Genomic DNA, 15,849 nt, shown 5'->3' with positions numbered 1-15,849 from the left:
TTTAATTCTGACAAAATACATAGGATAACTAAGTACCTTTTACATTGTAGTGAGGTAAACGTGTGAAGTCAATCATAAAGTATTATGTTCATTTTCAGCTAAAACAAACATCTTGTGAACTGCATTTCCCGTTCCAGGCACGATTGAATCTCTTCTTCATAATCTCTATGCTTCGGGAAAATGGAAGGAGGATAACGCATCGGGGTTATTCATTTTATGATCGGAGAAAAATAGGAGAAAGGTAATGAAAAAAGCTGACTCGAATGTTCGAGTCAGCTTCCTTAAGTTTCAATTAGCTGTGGATTCTTTTTTCAGTTTCTGCGTCGAAGAAGTGACATTTGTTCATGTCGAATGCGAGTTCGAGCTTTTGTCCATTCTGGATGTCAGTACGGGAGTCGACACGTGCGATAAAGTTTTGATCCGCTACAGTTGAATAGAGGTACGTTTCTGCACCCATCAATTCTGCTACATCGATGACAGCAGAGATTTTCGTTCCTTCAGAAGCCTCTGTAAATACAGGCTCATCATGAATGTCTTCTGGTCGGATGCCAAGGATGATTTCTTTACCACCATAACCTTGCTCACGAAGGACTTTCATCTTTCCTTCAGGAACGTTCAATTTAATGTTCCCCATGGTAAAGTGGTTATCTTCCAATTGCCCATGTAAGAAGTTCATGGCAGGGGACCCGATGAATCCGCCGACAAATACGTTTTCAGGTGTGTCGTATACTTGTTTCGGAGTTCCGACTTGTTGGATGACGCCGTCCTTCATGACGACGATCCGAGTTGCCATCGTCATTGCTTCCGTCTGGTCATGCGTTACGTAAATCGTAGTCGTTTGCAGACGTTGGTGAAGCTTCGAAATCTCAGCGCGCATTTGTACACGCAGCTTAGCATCAAGGTTGGAAAGCGGCTCGTCCATCAAGAACACTTGTGGGTCACGTACGATGGCACGACCAAGTGCCACACGCTGACGCTGACCACCGGACAATGCTTTTGGTTTACGATCCAAATATTCTTCAAGTCCGAGAATACGAGCGGCGTCTTTTACACGCTTTTCAATCTCACCTTTATCAAACTTACGGAGCTTCAGTCCGAAAGCCATATTGTCATACACATTCATATGCGGATAAAGTGCGTAGTTTTGGAAAACCATTGCGATGTCACGGTCTTTAGGCGCAACATCATTTACACGCTTGTCCCCAATTACTAGGTCTCCTTCAGAAATTTCTTCAAGACCGGCGATCATACGAAGGGTAGTCGATTTACCACAACCGGATGGTCCGACGAATACGATGAATTCTTTATCTTTGATGTCCAGGTTGAAATCTTGTACTGCAGTGACGGAGTTGTCATATCGTTTAACGATTTTGCTCATAGTGATATCTGCCATGTCAATTTCCCCTCTCCAATATGTAAACGTTTTCTCTTAATACATAAGTTTAGAGGGAAAACGTTTTCACGTAAATTGGAAGGATGCACAAAAAATGCACCTATTGTTATGCACTTTGTACAAACGTTTGATTAATCGAGTGATAAGAAGAGCAGATGACATGTGACGGCATCCATGAATGTCTTCGGATCGAGACCGGTCAGATCAGAGAACTTCTCAATCCGGTACTGCAGGCTGTTGCGGTGGATGAACAATTTCTTCGCTGCTAACGAATAGTTCAAATCACACTCCAGCAACACTTTTACCGTATTCAACAGTTCGGTATCGACTTCTTTCAATATTTGATTTTGTACATACGTCAGATCATCGCGCTTTGCTTGATGTAACAGTATGGCAGGTAAGGCAGAAGTGAGCGTGTAGATCTGCGACCGTTGCGGATATTCAGCCACCACTTCGTAAAAATCCTCTTCCTTATCGAAACATTTCTTCGCTTCCTGGATAGAAGAAAAGGGAGAGCCGATGAACATCGTCGTTTTCATGTAAAAGTCGCTCTCAATTGTATGGATCAGCTCGTCTAATTGCTGGACAGTAGTGGGAGGGAGGTCCGACGGTTCAATGAAGACGCCTGAATACCGATCTCTCCACACAGGGATGATGTCTGGAGAAAGCATGTTCTGAAAAGCTTCTACGAATAGCTCATGCTCGACATCCTCGCTGTTGATTTGAAAGTGCAAAAGGCGGCCTTTTTCAATACGATAATTCTTGTCTGATGTCCGGTCATTGTACAACAGCTCAAACCAGGCGGACTGTGTCTGGTCCTCATCCATCGGACGGCTTGCCAAAGGTGTAAGGAACACGCCAAGCAGCTGTTCATTGTCTGAGGTCACAGCTGTTTTTCGGATCCCGAGCTCTTCACCTTCTTGCGTCCGGTACCATAAGAACTCCTCGTCCGTTCCTTTCTCATGGTTGTGTTGGATGACGTTGTCACGGCCTAGAATATTTTTCAGTTTATGTAGATCTGTCATTGCCCATAATCCCTTCATCAACGTATTGACTCTAGTATAACAATAGCTAGATCAGAACGTATAATCATCGCTATTAAAAATAGAAAGGACTGCCATCTCCAATAAAGGGGATGGTACAGTCCGTCGTAATCCTTTATTTCAACCGGTCTTTAGATGAGTTTTTGTACTCAACAGGAGGCTCTTCATCATAAAGTGGACGGCTTTCGTCGATTTGTTCATGATTGTAACGGCCTGTTACCGTACCTCCAGCCATCCCTTCATTGATCATCCGGTCGATGTCCATATAGGATTTGTCGCGTCCTTCATACTGTGAACCATTATCAGCCATGTTTTGACCCTCCTTATCCGATAGTATGAGTGCCGGGGAGGGGATTTATGTCATGTTGAGAAAACCCAGTAATTGCTAAAACCTGCTCGAACCACCGTTTTTCCCATTCCCGTTGAATCGGTGCTTCGTCAAAGACCATCGGCTTCGAATTGACTTCGAATATCCAACAGTGGTTCCCTTGATCAATTCCAAGGTCGATGGAAAATTCGCAGATCGGTCCTAATGCATTGTCGAGTGTTTTTCCAATCATGATGGCTAAACGGTTCAATCGTTCCCCGTGGAGTGGCGCCATGTTCACAGGTAACAGAGTACCGCCGCTCGGAACGTGGGTGGTCAGCTTACCTTTTCCTGCACAACGAATTCCATACCCTGAAACTCGCCAGCCATCCGGTCCCTTTTGGACGAGGACCCGATAATCGTATGGGAGACCCTCTATTTTCTTCCGCACAATGAAAGGCTGGGCGATAAACCTCACTGTGTGGTCAAAACGCTTTTTCCAAAACTCCGTAACATCTTCAAATGAATCCAATCCTGCATTAGAGAAAGCCTGGAGCTTACCATTAGACGACCTCTCAAGCTTCAAGACACCGCTTCCTTTTGATCGTGATGTAGGTTTCAGGATAATGGCTCCATGATCCTTTAGCATCTGTCTCAAAACCTGTGGAGAGGTGACGCGCTTCGTTTCTGGCAAGAACGGTTGTAAGTGGACATGGTGGTTCAATAATAGATACGTCTCCCATTTAGATAAAAAAGAGCGGTTGAAAAAAGGGATCCCATATTCATTCAACCAGCTCATATTCTCTTCATACTCGAGAGAATCTTCGTCGTCAGGCGATGGAATCCGGTTATAAACGAAGTCGGGATAAGGCAGGCGGATTTTAATCCATTGATGTGTAACAGGATGGAGGGTGTAGCCGTCTACTGCGTCCACCTTGATCCCCGACCTTGTAAAAACGAATGCGAAGCCATGATGGCTATGCACATGGTTGATGAACCTTTGAAACGTCTTGGTATTCCCTGTAAAAGGAGCGTCTTTACTCGATGAAGCCAAAATCCCGACGACGGGACCGAGTTTCGTCTGCTTTTCGTGCAGCACCGTTTTAAACGTTTCGTCATCTGTATCTGTTTCAAGATAGGAGATAGGTGTGTCAAGCACACCCCATGTGTAGGCTTTACCTTTTTCCCGATGAAACCATTGCTTCTTTTTTACATTGTAGAAAAGCGGGATCATTGTTTGACAGCTGCCTGTTGTCCAATTGATTGTTCAAACAAGTAAAGGGCATATTGGAAAGGAAGTTCGAGCGTTTTTCGATCATAGGCATTCAAATTCGGATGGTCGAAAATGCTTCTACCGGGCTTCGAGTTTGCCTCGAACATCCAGATCGATCCTTTTTCATCGACACCTAAATCGAATCCGATTTCCCCGATTTCCCCATTTTCATGCTCGCTCAAAGCATCACTTAAACTTAGCGCTGCCTCTTTAATGTCTTGCACAATCGTTTTCGACAATCCAAGGTCATTGATGATTTCCGAAAGACTTAAAGTCTTGCCGCCACTTGTAATATGTGTCGTGATGCTGTCTGAACCCGCAAGTTTCGCCGCAATCGCACTGACCTCCCATTGTCCTCTCCTCCCACGATTCGTATGGACCCTGAAGTCGATGGCGTTGCCGTTTGACTGGACGAGATGAATACCTTGTTGTGCCATGAATCCATCGGTTCCATTCGCGAACTGTTTTCGGAGTAGGCGTTTCAAGCTCGTGTAACGTCTCAGCCGGTTCGAATCACTGCTCCGGAAACGAATATAGTAAAATGGGTCATTCTTTCGCTTGATGATTTGTTGAATCCCATTGCCAAGGCTTCCGTTCGTCGGTTTCAAATAGATGTTTCGATAGCGGGATAATAGTTGCTCAATCTGATTCTGATTCGGTGACAGTACTGTGTTCGGCAGGAAGTTTCTCACTGTCTTATCCGTCTTCAGTTTTTCATACACCTGCCATTTATCGAAAAAGCCCGGGTTGAACCAGAGGGCGCCTTGCTCCTGCAGCTTTCCTTTCGTTTCAACTGAGACTTGCATCTGCTCGATTCTACGATTGGGAAGGCGGTCATAAATGATATTTGGAAAAGGAAAATCCTTTCGTGACCAGCCAGAGGCATCATATTGGTATCCAGTGATTTCACTTTTTTCCCAATCGATATGATGGGAGCCGAAGACAAAACAGATCACACCGTTTCTGCGTGCAGCTGATAGGAGCTTCGCGAACATTTTCGTCCTTTCACCGAAAGGGAGATGGAGATTACTCGTAAAACCGGCGGTAAAGATTCCGACAATCGGACCAGCGTATAAGATGGAGTCCTTATCAAACAGATGGACGGGATCATCGGCCGGCCAGTTCAACTTTTTTTGTAGAGAGCAAGTCATTGCGTATTGTTCAATCTGATCCGGATGGGGTTGAACTTGAATCGGAATCTGTTTCTGTCCATAACAAACTGTATTCGGAAACGACTTTAGATTCATCCATTCCCTGAACTGGCTGTTAGGCGCATACAGGATGTCGGTATTGCCTTCCATGACAGGGATGATTTGAGGGTCGTGCATACGAAAGCTCCTTTCATCGTTTGCTTTTATGGTGATTCCATTCATGAGAAGATGTTGTGTAAAGGTAGTTTGCAAACAGGAAAACGCCCTTGGCGGAAGGACGGATTTCACCAGATTCACGCTGAATCGACGCATGCTTTGAAGGCTTCGTATTGACTTCGAGGATCCATACGTGTCCTTCCGTATCCACACCGAAATCAATACCGAACTCTCCGTAGATTCCGTTTGCTTTTTCATGAATACATTGCGCCGTTTCAATAGCGAGATCGAAAAGGACCGAGCGGATGTATTTCGCTTTTTGTATCGGAAAGCGTTTTTCCAACACATCCATCAATGGCTCGATTGCAGCCCCGCTTGAGACGTTCGTGATAATACGGTTTCTAGTCCCGACCCTTGCCGTACTTGAGGTGATACACCATATACCGTATTCGTTCCGGTTGCAAAGTATACGAAAATCTACATAGCTGTCGTTTTGCTGAATGAGTGGGATACCCTGTTGAAGGATATAGTGTTCCTCAGGAACATACTGTTCAATGAATGTGATTACACCTTGTTCATTCAATAATGGGAGAGGTGGATCCAATGCTTTCGATGCATCCAATCGGAACTGCCCATCGGATAGGCGGGTGATTCGTAAGATTCCTCTGCCTTCACTGCCATCGATCGGTTTTAAAAACAGACTCGGAAACGTGTTCAAGAGCTCAAGGATGGATTCTTCCTCCTTAAGCTGAATGGTTTTCGGCAAGTGTGCGGCCAACGCATTGCGATCCACAAGGAGGTTGAACACATCCCATTTGGATAAGAAACGGTCATTGAAATAAGGGATGCCCCAATCCTGACAACGGTTGAAAAATTGCACGCAAGGAACTGAACGTTCGAATTTCCTGTTGGAAATGCGATTATAGATCACATCCGGAAAAGGGTATACGTCTTTTAGAAGTTCCGTTCCATTGAACCGATAACCCCAGATTCGGTCCTCATCCACATCGTCGATTGAAAACATATAGAAGAGCGCATGATGTTGTTGACAGTATTCATTCAGTTCCGAAGCGAAATCGGTAAGCTTTCCGAAATCGTCCTTTTGGTCTTCCTGTTTTTCCACGAGCATCGATAAGATCGGCCCGACTTGGAGTTCGTTTTTTTCCACATGATAAGAAAGCGTATAGGTGCGATGTGGAGAAGGTAAAATGTGGTTCAGGGCGAGTTCCTCCGGAAAGAGCATCAGACTGAAAGTGTCGTCCAATTTCGGTTCACACGTCACCAAAAAACGTTCACTACCGAATCGGAACCAGGTTTTACTACCCGGCTCGATTTGGAATGAGGTACATAAATGGTTGCTGAGCCATATGACATAGGGGGTTGAGGAAGTATGTGGCGTATAGGCGATTTGGATCGTTTCTTTTCCCTTCATTGGACTCCCTCATTTTTATTGCATTTATAGGCATCTGCGGATATCGTATACTATGGTAAGATATGAAAAATGGTGACATCAGTTCGGGAAGGTTGAGATAGATGGAGTTTTTATGGATCATACTTATGATGGTAGTGATCGGAGCGGCGATTGGCGGGTTCACGAACTCTCTTGCCATCAAAATGTTATTCAGACCTTATCAGGCAATCTATATAGGACGTTTCAAACTCCCGTTTACGCCGGGGTTGATCCCGAAAAGAAGGGAAGAGCTTGCGGTCCAGCTCGGACAAATGACCGTGAACCATCTCATTACAAAAGAGGGATTGGAAAAGAAGCTACAGCAGTCTCAATTCAAAGAAGAGCTCGTGGCGTGGGCACGCCGTGAGATGAAGAAGCAGATCGGGAAAGAGCGGACACTGAACGAATGCGTAGTCGGTTTATTCAATAAAGAGGACGTAACCAAGTCACTGGAAGATCAGTTGAAAAGCTATATGAACGCCAAGGTATCTGAAAAGATTTCAGAGATCGAAGGAAAGCCGATTAAAGAGGTTGTGCCCGAGTCTTTACTTAAAAATATAGACGCCTACATACCTGAGACGACGGATTTCATCCAGTCACGGCTGATTGATTTTATCAAAAGTCCGGAAGGTAAGATGCAGCTGAAGCGATTAGTGGATGATTTCCTTGCAGGGAGGGGCATGCTAGGCAATATGATCAACATGTTCCTCGGGAATGAAAGTCTGATTGATAAGGTTCAATCGGAGTTGATTAAACTCCTTCAAAGGCATACAGTCTCTTCTATGATGGAAGAAGTGTTGATGAAAGAATGGAACGCACTGAAAGAGAGACCGGCTTCAGAACTGATCGACTTGTTGAAGCTCAAGGAAGGACAGGAACATGTCATTGATTATGTTGTTCGGCAAGTGGACCTGGAAGGGATATTCAACAAACCTCTTCATGAATTGTTAAGCCCTTACTTACCTTATATTGAAGATGAACTCATTCCACACGCAATCAATCTTGGGTTGGATGGAATCGCGGGCCATATGGAAGAGATCATGGAGAAGCTACAGCTATCAGAGCTCGTCCGCCATCAAGTTCAAACGTTCTCTGTACAGCGGCTTGAGGAGATGGTCCTTTCCATTTCAAGGAGTGAATTGAAGATGATTACGTACCTGGGAGCGTTACTCGGTGGTGCAATCGGCTTCATACAAGGGCTGATGGTTTACTTCCTTACGTAATTCTTGTTATAGTGGAAGAGGTGCTTAATAGTAACGGCATGAAATGCAAATATTAGGAGGCTAAATATGAGTAAAAATGTCCATGATGCGGCATACAATCTAGAAACAGCGTTGCGTGAAAGTGATGATTTCCAAGAGCTTCGCAATCTGTATGATCAAGTGAACGCGGATGAGAGCGTGAAGAACATGTTCGATAACTTCCGTAACTTGCAAGTAGAGCTTCAACAAAAGCAGATGCAAGGTCAACAAATCACAGAAGAAGAAGCTCAGAAAGCACAACAAACGTTTGAACTCGTTCAACAGAACGAAGTGATCTCTAAGTTGATGAACGCTGAGCAACGCGTAAGCCAATTGATTCAGGACATTAACAAGATTGTGACGAAGCCTTTGGAAGAATTGTACGGTAATCCAGAGGATCCACAACAATAATCGCAAGAAGTGAAAATGGCTGACACCCTCGAGTGTCAGCCATTTTTTTATGTCCAACCGGTCGCTTAATCCTGTGGGTTCTCTTTGAACCACTTTACACCGAAGTCGACCGACTCCCGTATGCTGAAGAGCTTGCAGGTTGCTGAGCCGACTTTCCCGATCGTGACATCGTGCTCTTGTTCAAAAGCCTTGCCGATCGCTCCGAATGGTTCATCATCATAATCGATCTCCAAATAATTTTTCCATACCCTTTTGCCGTTCTCGAGAATAGGGGCACCCTTCGACATAGCTTTACGTGCGCCTGCTCGATGCTCTGAAAGATGGAATGACGTGTGGGTGTCAAAATCTGATCCGAGGAAGAGGACTTGTGCACCCATCTTATAAAGCTTAGCGAGTGGTGATTGTTCACCGAGCCCATCGTCCAAGGAATGATCGCTCGTTACATATGGCGCATCCTGCCCCCACGCTGCGAACGACATATTCGGATGATAGCTTCGTAATACCCCTGAATACGTGCGGAATAGTTCAGGTATCGTCCCGATTGCCCTGGTCGGGGTTTTATCGACTTCGAATGGCGGCATCGTCTCACGGATCGTTTCCCACCAATCTTCCGGTACAGGAGGGTTCTCCCAATTGGCTGGATCTGATAGTCCTCCTGAGTGTGCAGGCATGACGAGCGTTCCTTTCTCAGTCAACACATCCATCAAAGCCTGGATGACCGTCTGACTCCCGCCGCATACCCAGCCTAATGATTTTAACGAAGCATGCACGAGGATGGTATCACCCGGCTGAACCCCTAAATTGCGTAAGTCTTCTGCTATGGTGAATCTTGTTCTTGGTTGGTCTGTCTGTTCTACTAGTTGTTTTTCCATGACGAATCCTCCTTCTGACCCACACAATCTATTCGTGAAGGGAAGAGGAAATTCCTGTTTCCTTTACAGTTCTACTTTCTTTCACTCGTACATAGAGTTGAGAAGAGGAGAACTCTAGATTGGGGGGATTATCCTGGTTTATCGACTGCTGGCTCTAGACATCGATGGTACCCTGCTGAAAAGTAATTTCAAGATTGACCGTTCGACAAAGGATGCGATTGATTATGTCCGTAAAAAAGGTGTGTATGTCACGCTTGCGACAGGGCGGAACTTTCCTTCTGCTAAGAAGATTGCAAAGGACCTGAAGCTCGACTGCATACTGATTACGCATAACGGAGCATTAATTGCTTCTTCCATTGATGAACCACTCTACGAAAACAGGATTTCAGCGGAAAAAGTGAGAAACATTGTAAAAGTGGTAGAGGATTATGACGCGCATGTGCGTCTATTGCATGAACGCTATGCTTTAGGTAATCAAGTGCAGCAAAAGTCACAGCTGGTTGCGAAAATGACGATGGGCATCGGCGATCCGCTGTTCTATCCGGTCACCTTTACGGAAAGGCTGAGCAATCATCTCGAAGAGAAACCGATGTCCGTTCCGAAGATCGACATTCAATTTTTCAACGAAGAGGAAAAAGAAGAAGCATACGAAAGGCTCATGGAAGAGTTTGAGGAGATCGATGTTACAGCCTCGACACGTTGCGGATTCGAGATCGGCCCAAAAGGTGTGAGTAAAGCGTCAGGTCTTCAATTCCTTGGCAATCATTTAGGTATTTCCTTGAAAGAGATGGTAGCAGTAGGAGATTTCACGAACGATATTGAAATGATCCGTCAGGTAGGATTAGGTGTAGCGATGGGCAATGCGCCAGAGTCCGTTCAGAATGCGGCGGATTGGGTGACGAGATCCAACGACCAACATGGGGTCGGCTACATGGTCCGCGAAGTTTTCCGAAGACAGATGAAAATGCAGATCGAACAACCGATGGAACACTAAAGAAGAGGTTTGAGGAACCGCTCCGCATTGGGGGGCGGTTCTTTTCATGGTAAAAAAGTATGGAATTCCACAAGTGAGCGGGAAAGTTCCACAAGTGAGTAGCAAAGTTCCCTAAGTAGGCATAAAAGTTCCACAAGTTGATTCTCATTCATCATATCTAGCCCCTGCTAATGTTACAAATGTTACAGAAAATGAAAACCCTTTCAATTTCTCTGATTTTCTTATGGAACCCTCTGACAAAATCTGCTACGAATCGCACAACATGCAATCGCTAAAATTCCTGTTATTACAGCAAAATTTCATATGTTAAAATATACCACCTCGTTTTTTGTTGAGAAAGCACGATGGAAAGAATGTTAAAAGAATGTTAAGCGGTAGGGATACCCCTCCTTCTTCGAGAAATTATGTCATGCATCTTAAAATTTGAAGGAGGATTATGATGGAAAAAGTATTAGACGCTCAGTTAAAGCCGAAAGTCGCGGAGTTTTTGAACGGAACGAAGAAACTGTACATTAATGGACAGTGGCAACCTTCTGTATCTGGAAAGACGTTCAAAACATTGAATCCTTCCAATGGTGAAGTCCTTGCTGTCGTGAGTGAGGCAGAACATGAAGATGTAGACAGAGCTGTTAAGGCTGCTCGTAAAGCATTCGACGAAGGCCCTTGGTCGAAGATGAGTGCTGCTTCCAGAAGCCGCCTCATTTATAAGCTTGCTGATTTGATGGAAGAGCATAAAGAAGAATTAGCACAATTGGACACGTTGGATAACGGTAAGCCGATCCGTGAAACGACAAATGCGGACGTTCCGCTTGCAATCGAGCATTTCCGCTATTATGCAGGTTGGGCGACAAAGATCACAGGACAAACGATTCCTGTATCCGGAAAGTTCTTCAACTATACGCGCCATGAAGCACTTGGGGTAGTTGGACAGATCATCCCTTGGAACTTCCCACTCTTGATGGCTGCATGGAAAATGGGAGCTGCACTGGCAAGCGGATGTACAATCGTATTGAAGCCTGCAGAGCAAACACCACTTTCTGCACTATACTTAGCTGAATTGATTGAAGAAGCTGGATTCCCTGAAGGTGTTGTCAACATCGTAACGGGTTATGGTGAGACAACAGGCGGTCCGCTTATCGAGCATAAGCTTGTCGACAAGATCGCGTTCACAGGATCTACTGAAGTTGGTAAGCATATCATGAGCACAGCTTCTAAGGATCTTAAGCGTGTAACGTTAGAGCTTGGTGGTAAGTCACCGAACATCATCCTCCCAGACGCGGATATGTCGAAAGCGATCCCAGGTGCATTCTCTGGAATCATGTTCAACCAGGGACAGGTTTGCTGTGCGGGATCTCGCCTTTACATCCAGAAGAAGGCGTTCGACAATGTCATGGCTGATCTTGTCTCCCACTCTGAAAAATTGAAGCAAGGTCCTGGACTCGATCCGAACTCTGAAATGGGACCACTCGTATCAGAAGAGCAACATAATCGTGTATTGAATTACATTGAAAAAGGTAAGAGCGAAGGTGCTGAGCTCTTAACAGGCGGAACAAAGCCTTACGACCAAGGTTACTTTGTATCTCCCACAATCTTTGCTGACGTGAATGACAGCATGTCGATTGCGAAGGAAGAAATCTTCGGACCTGTCGTTGCTGCGATGCCGTTCGATGATCTTGATGAAGTCATCAACCGTGCGAACGATTCTGATTATGGGTTGGCTGCGGGTCTTTGGACTGAGAACCTGAAGAGTGCACACTATGTAGCGAACCGTATCAAAGCAGGAACGGTTTGGGTGAACTGCTACAACGCATTCGATGCTGCTTCTCCGTTCGGAGGCTACAAACAATCCGGTATCGGACGCGAAATGGGATCCTATGCGCTTGATAACTACACTGAAGTGAAGAGCGTCTGGATCAACATGAGCTGATTTCTCTTAAATATAAAAAGCTGGTCCAACCATCGGCGTCCGTCGATGAGGACCAGCTTTTTTTATGTTGATGTTTTCTCGCATCTTCCGTAGGGTAGAAGAATGTTATCATGAAGAAAAGTCCTAAAAGAGGTGTTTGCATGTTACGTAACCTATTTATACTCGGAATTGCCTTATTGCTCGTGGTCGGATTAGCTGCTTGCGGCGGTGGAAGTGAAGAATCCTCCGATGGAGGTGCTTCAACAGAGGAAAACGGTGGAGCTGAAAGCGGATCTAGCACGGTAGATGCTGCTGCAGCTCAAGAGTCTTTCAACCAGAGTTGTGCTTCCTGTCACGGAGAAAATCTGGATGGTCGAACCGCTCCAGGTCTTAAAAAAGTCGGTCAAGATATGAACAAGGAAGAAATTTTAGCGCAAATCAAAAACGGCGGTAGTGGAATGCCTCCAAACCTGCTTGAAGGGGAAGAAGCTGAGAACGTTGCTGCATGGCTTGCGACAATGAAATAAAGTGAGAAGAGGGCTGATCCGTTGTGATCAGCCCTTTCTAATATATCCCTTCAACATACACAGAAAGAGTGCATAGCCCAACTCTCCGTCTGCATAATGCCCCTGTTCAATTGATTCCAGAACTTCACTGACTGGAATTTGATGGACAGAGATGTCTTCGTCTTCATCTAAGTTTTGCATTCCCGTCTGGTGGGTTTCCTCAGTGAAAAACAAATGCGAGTGGCGGTTTGTAAAGTACGGTTGTGGAAAGAAGGTGCCTAGAGGAATCAGCTTACCCGCTTGAATTCCCGTTTCTTCTTCCAATTCTCGTCTAGCACCGGCGATCGGTTCTTCTCCTGAATCCAGGCCTCCACCGGGTAACTCGAACGTGTTTTTACCCAACTGGTGTCGGTACTGTTCAACGACGACCAAGTTTGTACCGCGCATGGCTACTACTGCTACGGAAGCAGACTCCGACTCTTCGATAAACAAAGAGCCCGTTTTCGTTTCGTTAACGGTCGTATCTCTATGCCTCAATAATGGCTTGAATCCCATAGGACGCCTCCCATATTTCTATATAATCTCTTTGACAACCCTCTAGAAATCATATTCCTTAATAAAGAAAACGGCATCGAATAAAGATGCCGTCTATCTGTGGAATAAGACTAATTCTCCCGCGGGTGAAGTCACTCGGCTCGTGTGGTTTTCGTAGCTGTTATCCTCCAAAATGCTTTGTCCGATTTTCTTCGCTTCATCATTATTCGGGGCTTCGAAGGATTCCTCGTAGATCTTGGAGCCTTTTTTATCGAATACGGTTACAATGTACATTTTCATAATGGTGTATAAGCCTCCTTTTCCTGCATATATTCTAGTCTTATGTCGAATCTCCTTCTTTCAATTCAAATTAACAAAAACATGAAACTTTTTCCTCCACCATACGTTATTAAGGGAGAGAGGAGCGATACGATGACTTTACATATTGAAAATGTGACGAAGAAATTCGGGAACTTCACAGCTGTGGACCATGTTTCATTCGAAATTCCCGAGCATCAGATATTCGGTTTATTAGGGGCGAACGGGGCTGGAAAAACGACGACATTCCGAATGATGATTGGACTTTTGAACCCGACGAGCGGACGGATTACCTGGAACAACAACCCTCTTACGACGAGTGATTCAGAATTGATCGGCTATTTGCCAGAAGAAAGAGGGCTCTATCCAAGCTTGAAAGTATCGGATCAATTGCTCTATCTTGGACGCTTGAAAGGGATGAAGAAATCTGAAATCATTCCTGAAATCAAAAAATGGTTGGAGCGGTTCAAGGTTCCGGAATATGAAAATAAAAAAGTAGAAGAGTTATCAAAAGGAAATCAGCAGAAGATTCAATTCATCGCTGCGGTTTTACATAAACCGAAGATCCTGATCCTTGATGAACCATTCAGTGGACTCGATCCTGTCAATGTCGAAATGTTGAAAGAAGCGGTCATCGAGCTGAAGAAGAATGGTACGACAATCGTGTTTTCTAGCCACAGAATGGAGCATGTAGAAGAACTGTGTGAACATTTGTGCATCCTTCATAAAGGTAATCTAGTCGTGCATGGTTCGTTGAAAGATGTCAAACGATCATTCGGCAAAAAGAATGTCACCGTATATGCGGATTTTGATCTGGCTTTCTTGAAGGAGGTTCCGGGTGTTGTTGGCTACAAGGAAGTGACAGAAGGGGTTAGGCTTCAAGTGGAAAGTGAAGATATCGCGGGTAAAATCTTCGACATGCTCCAGGGAAAGGGATTTGTTCGTAAATTCGACCTGGAAGAGCCATCCTTGAACGATATTTTCATTGAGAAAGTAGGTGCATCTTATGTATAAATTATGGATCGTCATGGCCCATACATTCAAATCCCGTCTTCGTACCAAGGCTTTCATCATAACGACGATCGCTTCTTTGCTGCTGGTTGTCGGATTGACCAATATGCAGACGATTGTCGGACTTTTTGATGAAGAAGAAGTACAAAAAGTAGCCGTCATCGATTCTTCGGACCGTTTTTACGAACCTTTGAAACAGCAAGTGGAAGCAGAATCGGATGATATCGAGATGGTCAAAGTGACGGAATCCGAAAGCGTAACGGAAGAAAAAGTCCGGGAAGGCGAGTATGATGCTCTCCTCGTGTTAGAAGAGAACAGTGAAGGCTTGCCAACAGGTCTATTCAAGGCCGAGAGTGTATCGGATGCTGGATGGATGAACAAGATTGAAAGCAGCCTGCAGCAAACGAAAGTCATGATTGCGACTCAGAACCTGGGCGTGGACCCGGCAGAGCTATCTAATTTATATTCGCCTGTTTCTTTTGAAACGGAAGCACTGAAAGAAAATGCGAAAACGGAAGAAGAGTTGAATCAGGCACGTTCCATCGTTTATGTCTTATTGTTCATCATTTATTTTGCGGTTATCTTTTATGGTTCCATGATTGCGACAGAAGTTGCGACAGAGAAATCGTCAAGAGTCATGGAAATCCTCATTTCAAGCGTTTCTCCCGTTAAGCAGATGTTCGGCAAGATTTTCGGGATCGCATTGTTGGGGCTGACACAATTTGCACTATTGTTCGGAGCTGGTTTCATTTCGATGAAATTTGCGCCGAAGTCAGATACACCATCATCCATCGATAGTTTCACAGATTTCATTGCGATCGATCAATTACCGGTTTCTACGATGATTTATGCGGTCGTCTTCTTCTTATTAGGATTCCTTCTGTATGCGACATTGCTTGCGATGCTGGGATCTCTCGTCAACAAAGTGGAAGAAGCGAATCAAGTCATCACACCTGTCATTTTGATCATTGTGGTGGCCTTCATGATCGCCATGTCTGGGTTAGGTAACCCGGATGCCACATTTGTGACGATCACTTCTTACATTCCATTTTTCACACCGATGATCATGTTCTTGAGAGCGGGTATGCTGAACATCCCGATTTGGGAAGTCATGATTGGGATCTTGATTTTGGTTGCGACCATCGGAATTTTCGCAATGATTGCTGCGAAAGTATACCGAGGAGGCGTCCTCATGTACGGAAATGCAACCAGCTTGAAGAGTTTGAAGAAAGCACTGATTTTTGCAAAACGATAAGCTCGATACAAACCCTGCAACGGACCTG

16 protein-coding genes are annotated in these 15,849 nt (G+C 44.9%); 7 read left to right on the top strand and 9 right to left on the bottom strand.

What is annotated here, in order from left to right; genetic code table 11:
* Positions 1-292: 292 nt before the first annotated feature.
* The 6 genes from ACXQIQ_RS09690 to ACXQIQ_RS09665 form a co-directional block, all read right to left on the bottom strand.
* A complete protein-coding gene (locus tag ACXQIQ_RS09690) occupies positions 293-1,393 on the bottom strand; it encodes an ABC transporter ATP-binding protein (protein WP_439298970.1) in 1,101 nt (366 codons plus the stop codon).
* 131 nt (positions 1,394-1,524) lie between these two features.
* Entirely contained in the window at positions 1,525-2,418 is an 894-nt protein-coding gene (locus tag ACXQIQ_RS09685) for a PucR family transcriptional regulator (RefSeq protein ID WP_439298971.1), read from the bottom strand.
* Between the two features lie 133 nt (positions 2,419-2,551).
* Positions 2,552-2,746 carry a hypothetical protein gene (locus ACXQIQ_RS09680; protein WP_439298972.1) on the bottom strand — a complete coding sequence of 65 codons (195 nt, stop codon included), beginning with the start codon at positions 2,744-2,746 and terminating at the stop codon, positions 2,552-2,554.
* Positions 2,747-2,759: 13 nt separating this feature from the next.
* Positions 2,760-3,977 carry a YheC/YheD family endospore coat-associated protein gene (locus ACXQIQ_RS09675; protein ID WP_439298973.1) on the bottom strand — a complete coding sequence of 406 codons (1,218 nt, stop codon included), beginning with the start codon at positions 3,975-3,977 and terminating at the stop codon, positions 2,760-2,762.
* Positions 3,974-5,344, bottom strand: a complete 1,371-nt coding sequence (locus tag ACXQIQ_RS09670) for a YheC/YheD family endospore coat-associated protein (protein WP_439298974.1) — start codon at positions 5,342-5,344, stop codon at positions 3,974-3,976. Before ACXQIQ_RS09670 ends, ACXQIQ_RS09675 begins: the two co-directional genes overlap by 4 nt.
* Positions 5,345-5,357: 13 nt before the next feature.
* Positions 5,358-6,755 carry a YheC/YheD family endospore coat-associated protein gene (locus ACXQIQ_RS09665; protein WP_439298975.1) on the bottom strand — a complete coding sequence of 466 codons (1,398 nt, stop codon included), beginning with the start codon at positions 6,753-6,755 and terminating at the stop codon, positions 5,358-5,360.
* 101 nt (positions 6,756-6,856) lie between these two features.
* On the opposite strand from ACXQIQ_RS09665, the gene ACXQIQ_RS09660 reads away from it, so the two are divergent.
* Both ACXQIQ_RS09660 and ACXQIQ_RS09655 read left to right on the top strand, forming a co-directional pair.
* Positions 6,857-7,996 (top strand): DUF445 domain-containing protein, encoded by a 1,140-nt coding sequence (locus tag ACXQIQ_RS09660; RefSeq protein WP_439298976.1) that lies wholly within the window; start codon positions 6,857-6,859, stop codon positions 7,994-7,996.
* A 66-nt stretch (positions 7,997-8,062) separates the two neighbouring features.
* Complete coding sequence (locus tag ACXQIQ_RS09655) at positions 8,063-8,425, top strand: YlbF family regulator (RefSeq protein WP_439298977.1); 363 nt, start codon at positions 8,063-8,065, stop codon at positions 8,423-8,425.
* Positions 8,426-8,490: 65 nt separating this feature from the next.
* On the opposite strand, the gene ACXQIQ_RS09650 is transcribed toward ACXQIQ_RS09655, so the two are convergent.
* Positions 8,491-9,297, bottom strand: a complete 807-nt coding sequence (locus tag ACXQIQ_RS09650) for an AAC(3) family N-acetyltransferase (RefSeq protein WP_439298978.1) — start codon at positions 9,295-9,297, stop codon at positions 8,491-8,493.
* 118 nt (positions 9,298-9,415) lie between these two features.
* Here ACXQIQ_RS09650 and ACXQIQ_RS09645 point away from each other — a divergent pair, with 118 nt between their 5' ends.
* The 3 genes from ACXQIQ_RS09645 to ACXQIQ_RS09635 all read left to right on the top strand — a co-directional run bounded on the left by ACXQIQ_RS09645 (position 9,416) and on the right by ACXQIQ_RS09635 (position 12,724).
* Positions 9,416-10,291 carry a Cof-type HAD-IIB family hydrolase gene (locus ACXQIQ_RS09645; RefSeq protein ID WP_458026102.1) on the top strand — a complete coding sequence of 292 codons (876 nt, stop codon included), beginning with the start codon at positions 9,416-9,418 and terminating at the stop codon, positions 10,289-10,291.
* A gap of 439 nt (positions 10,292-10,730) precedes the next feature.
* Positions 10,731-12,218 (top strand): aldehyde dehydrogenase family protein, encoded by a 1,488-nt coding sequence (locus ACXQIQ_RS09640; RefSeq protein WP_439298979.1) that lies wholly within the window; start codon positions 10,731-10,733, stop codon positions 12,216-12,218.
* 140 nt (positions 12,219-12,358) lie between these two features.
* Positions 12,359-12,724: a c-type cytochrome gene (locus ACXQIQ_RS09635; RefSeq protein ID WP_439298980.1), complete on the top strand. Its 366-nt coding sequence runs from the start codon at positions 12,359-12,361 to the stop codon at positions 12,722-12,724.
* Positions 12,725-12,751: 27 nt separating this feature from the next.
* Here ACXQIQ_RS09635 and ACXQIQ_RS09630 read toward each other — a convergent pair whose 3' ends face one another.
* Both ACXQIQ_RS09630 and ACXQIQ_RS09625 read right to left on the bottom strand, forming a co-directional pair.
* Positions 12,752-13,258, bottom strand: a complete 507-nt coding sequence (locus ACXQIQ_RS09630) for an NUDIX hydrolase (protein ID WP_439298981.1) — start codon at positions 13,256-13,258, stop codon at positions 12,752-12,754.
* 93 nt (positions 13,259-13,351) lie between these two features.
* Complete coding sequence (locus ACXQIQ_RS09625) at positions 13,352-13,537, bottom strand: YhzD family protein (RefSeq protein ID WP_226548457.1); 186 nt, start codon at positions 13,535-13,537, stop codon at positions 13,352-13,354.
* Positions 13,538-13,669: 132 nt separating this feature from the next.
* Between ACXQIQ_RS09625 and ACXQIQ_RS09620 the strand changes: the two genes are divergently transcribed.
* Together ACXQIQ_RS09620 and ACXQIQ_RS09615 are read left to right on the top strand one after the other, a co-directional pair.
* Positions 13,670-14,569, top strand: coding sequence for an ABC transporter ATP-binding protein (locus ACXQIQ_RS09620; protein WP_439298982.1), 900 nt, complete (start codon positions 13,670-13,672; stop codon positions 14,567-14,569).
* Positions 14,562-15,821 (top strand): ABC transporter permease, encoded by a 1,260-nt coding sequence (locus tag ACXQIQ_RS09615; protein WP_439298983.1) that lies wholly within the window; start codon positions 14,562-14,564, stop codon positions 15,819-15,821. The genes ACXQIQ_RS09620 and ACXQIQ_RS09615 overlap by 8 nt, the downstream gene beginning before the upstream one ends.
* Positions 15,822-15,849 lie beyond the last annotated feature (28 nt).

Source organism: Pseudalkalibacillus sp. Hm43, from assembly GCF_054170705.1.
Note: the sequence above shows the minus strand (reverse complement) of the source record. Positions and strands in the feature narration are given on the sequence as shown.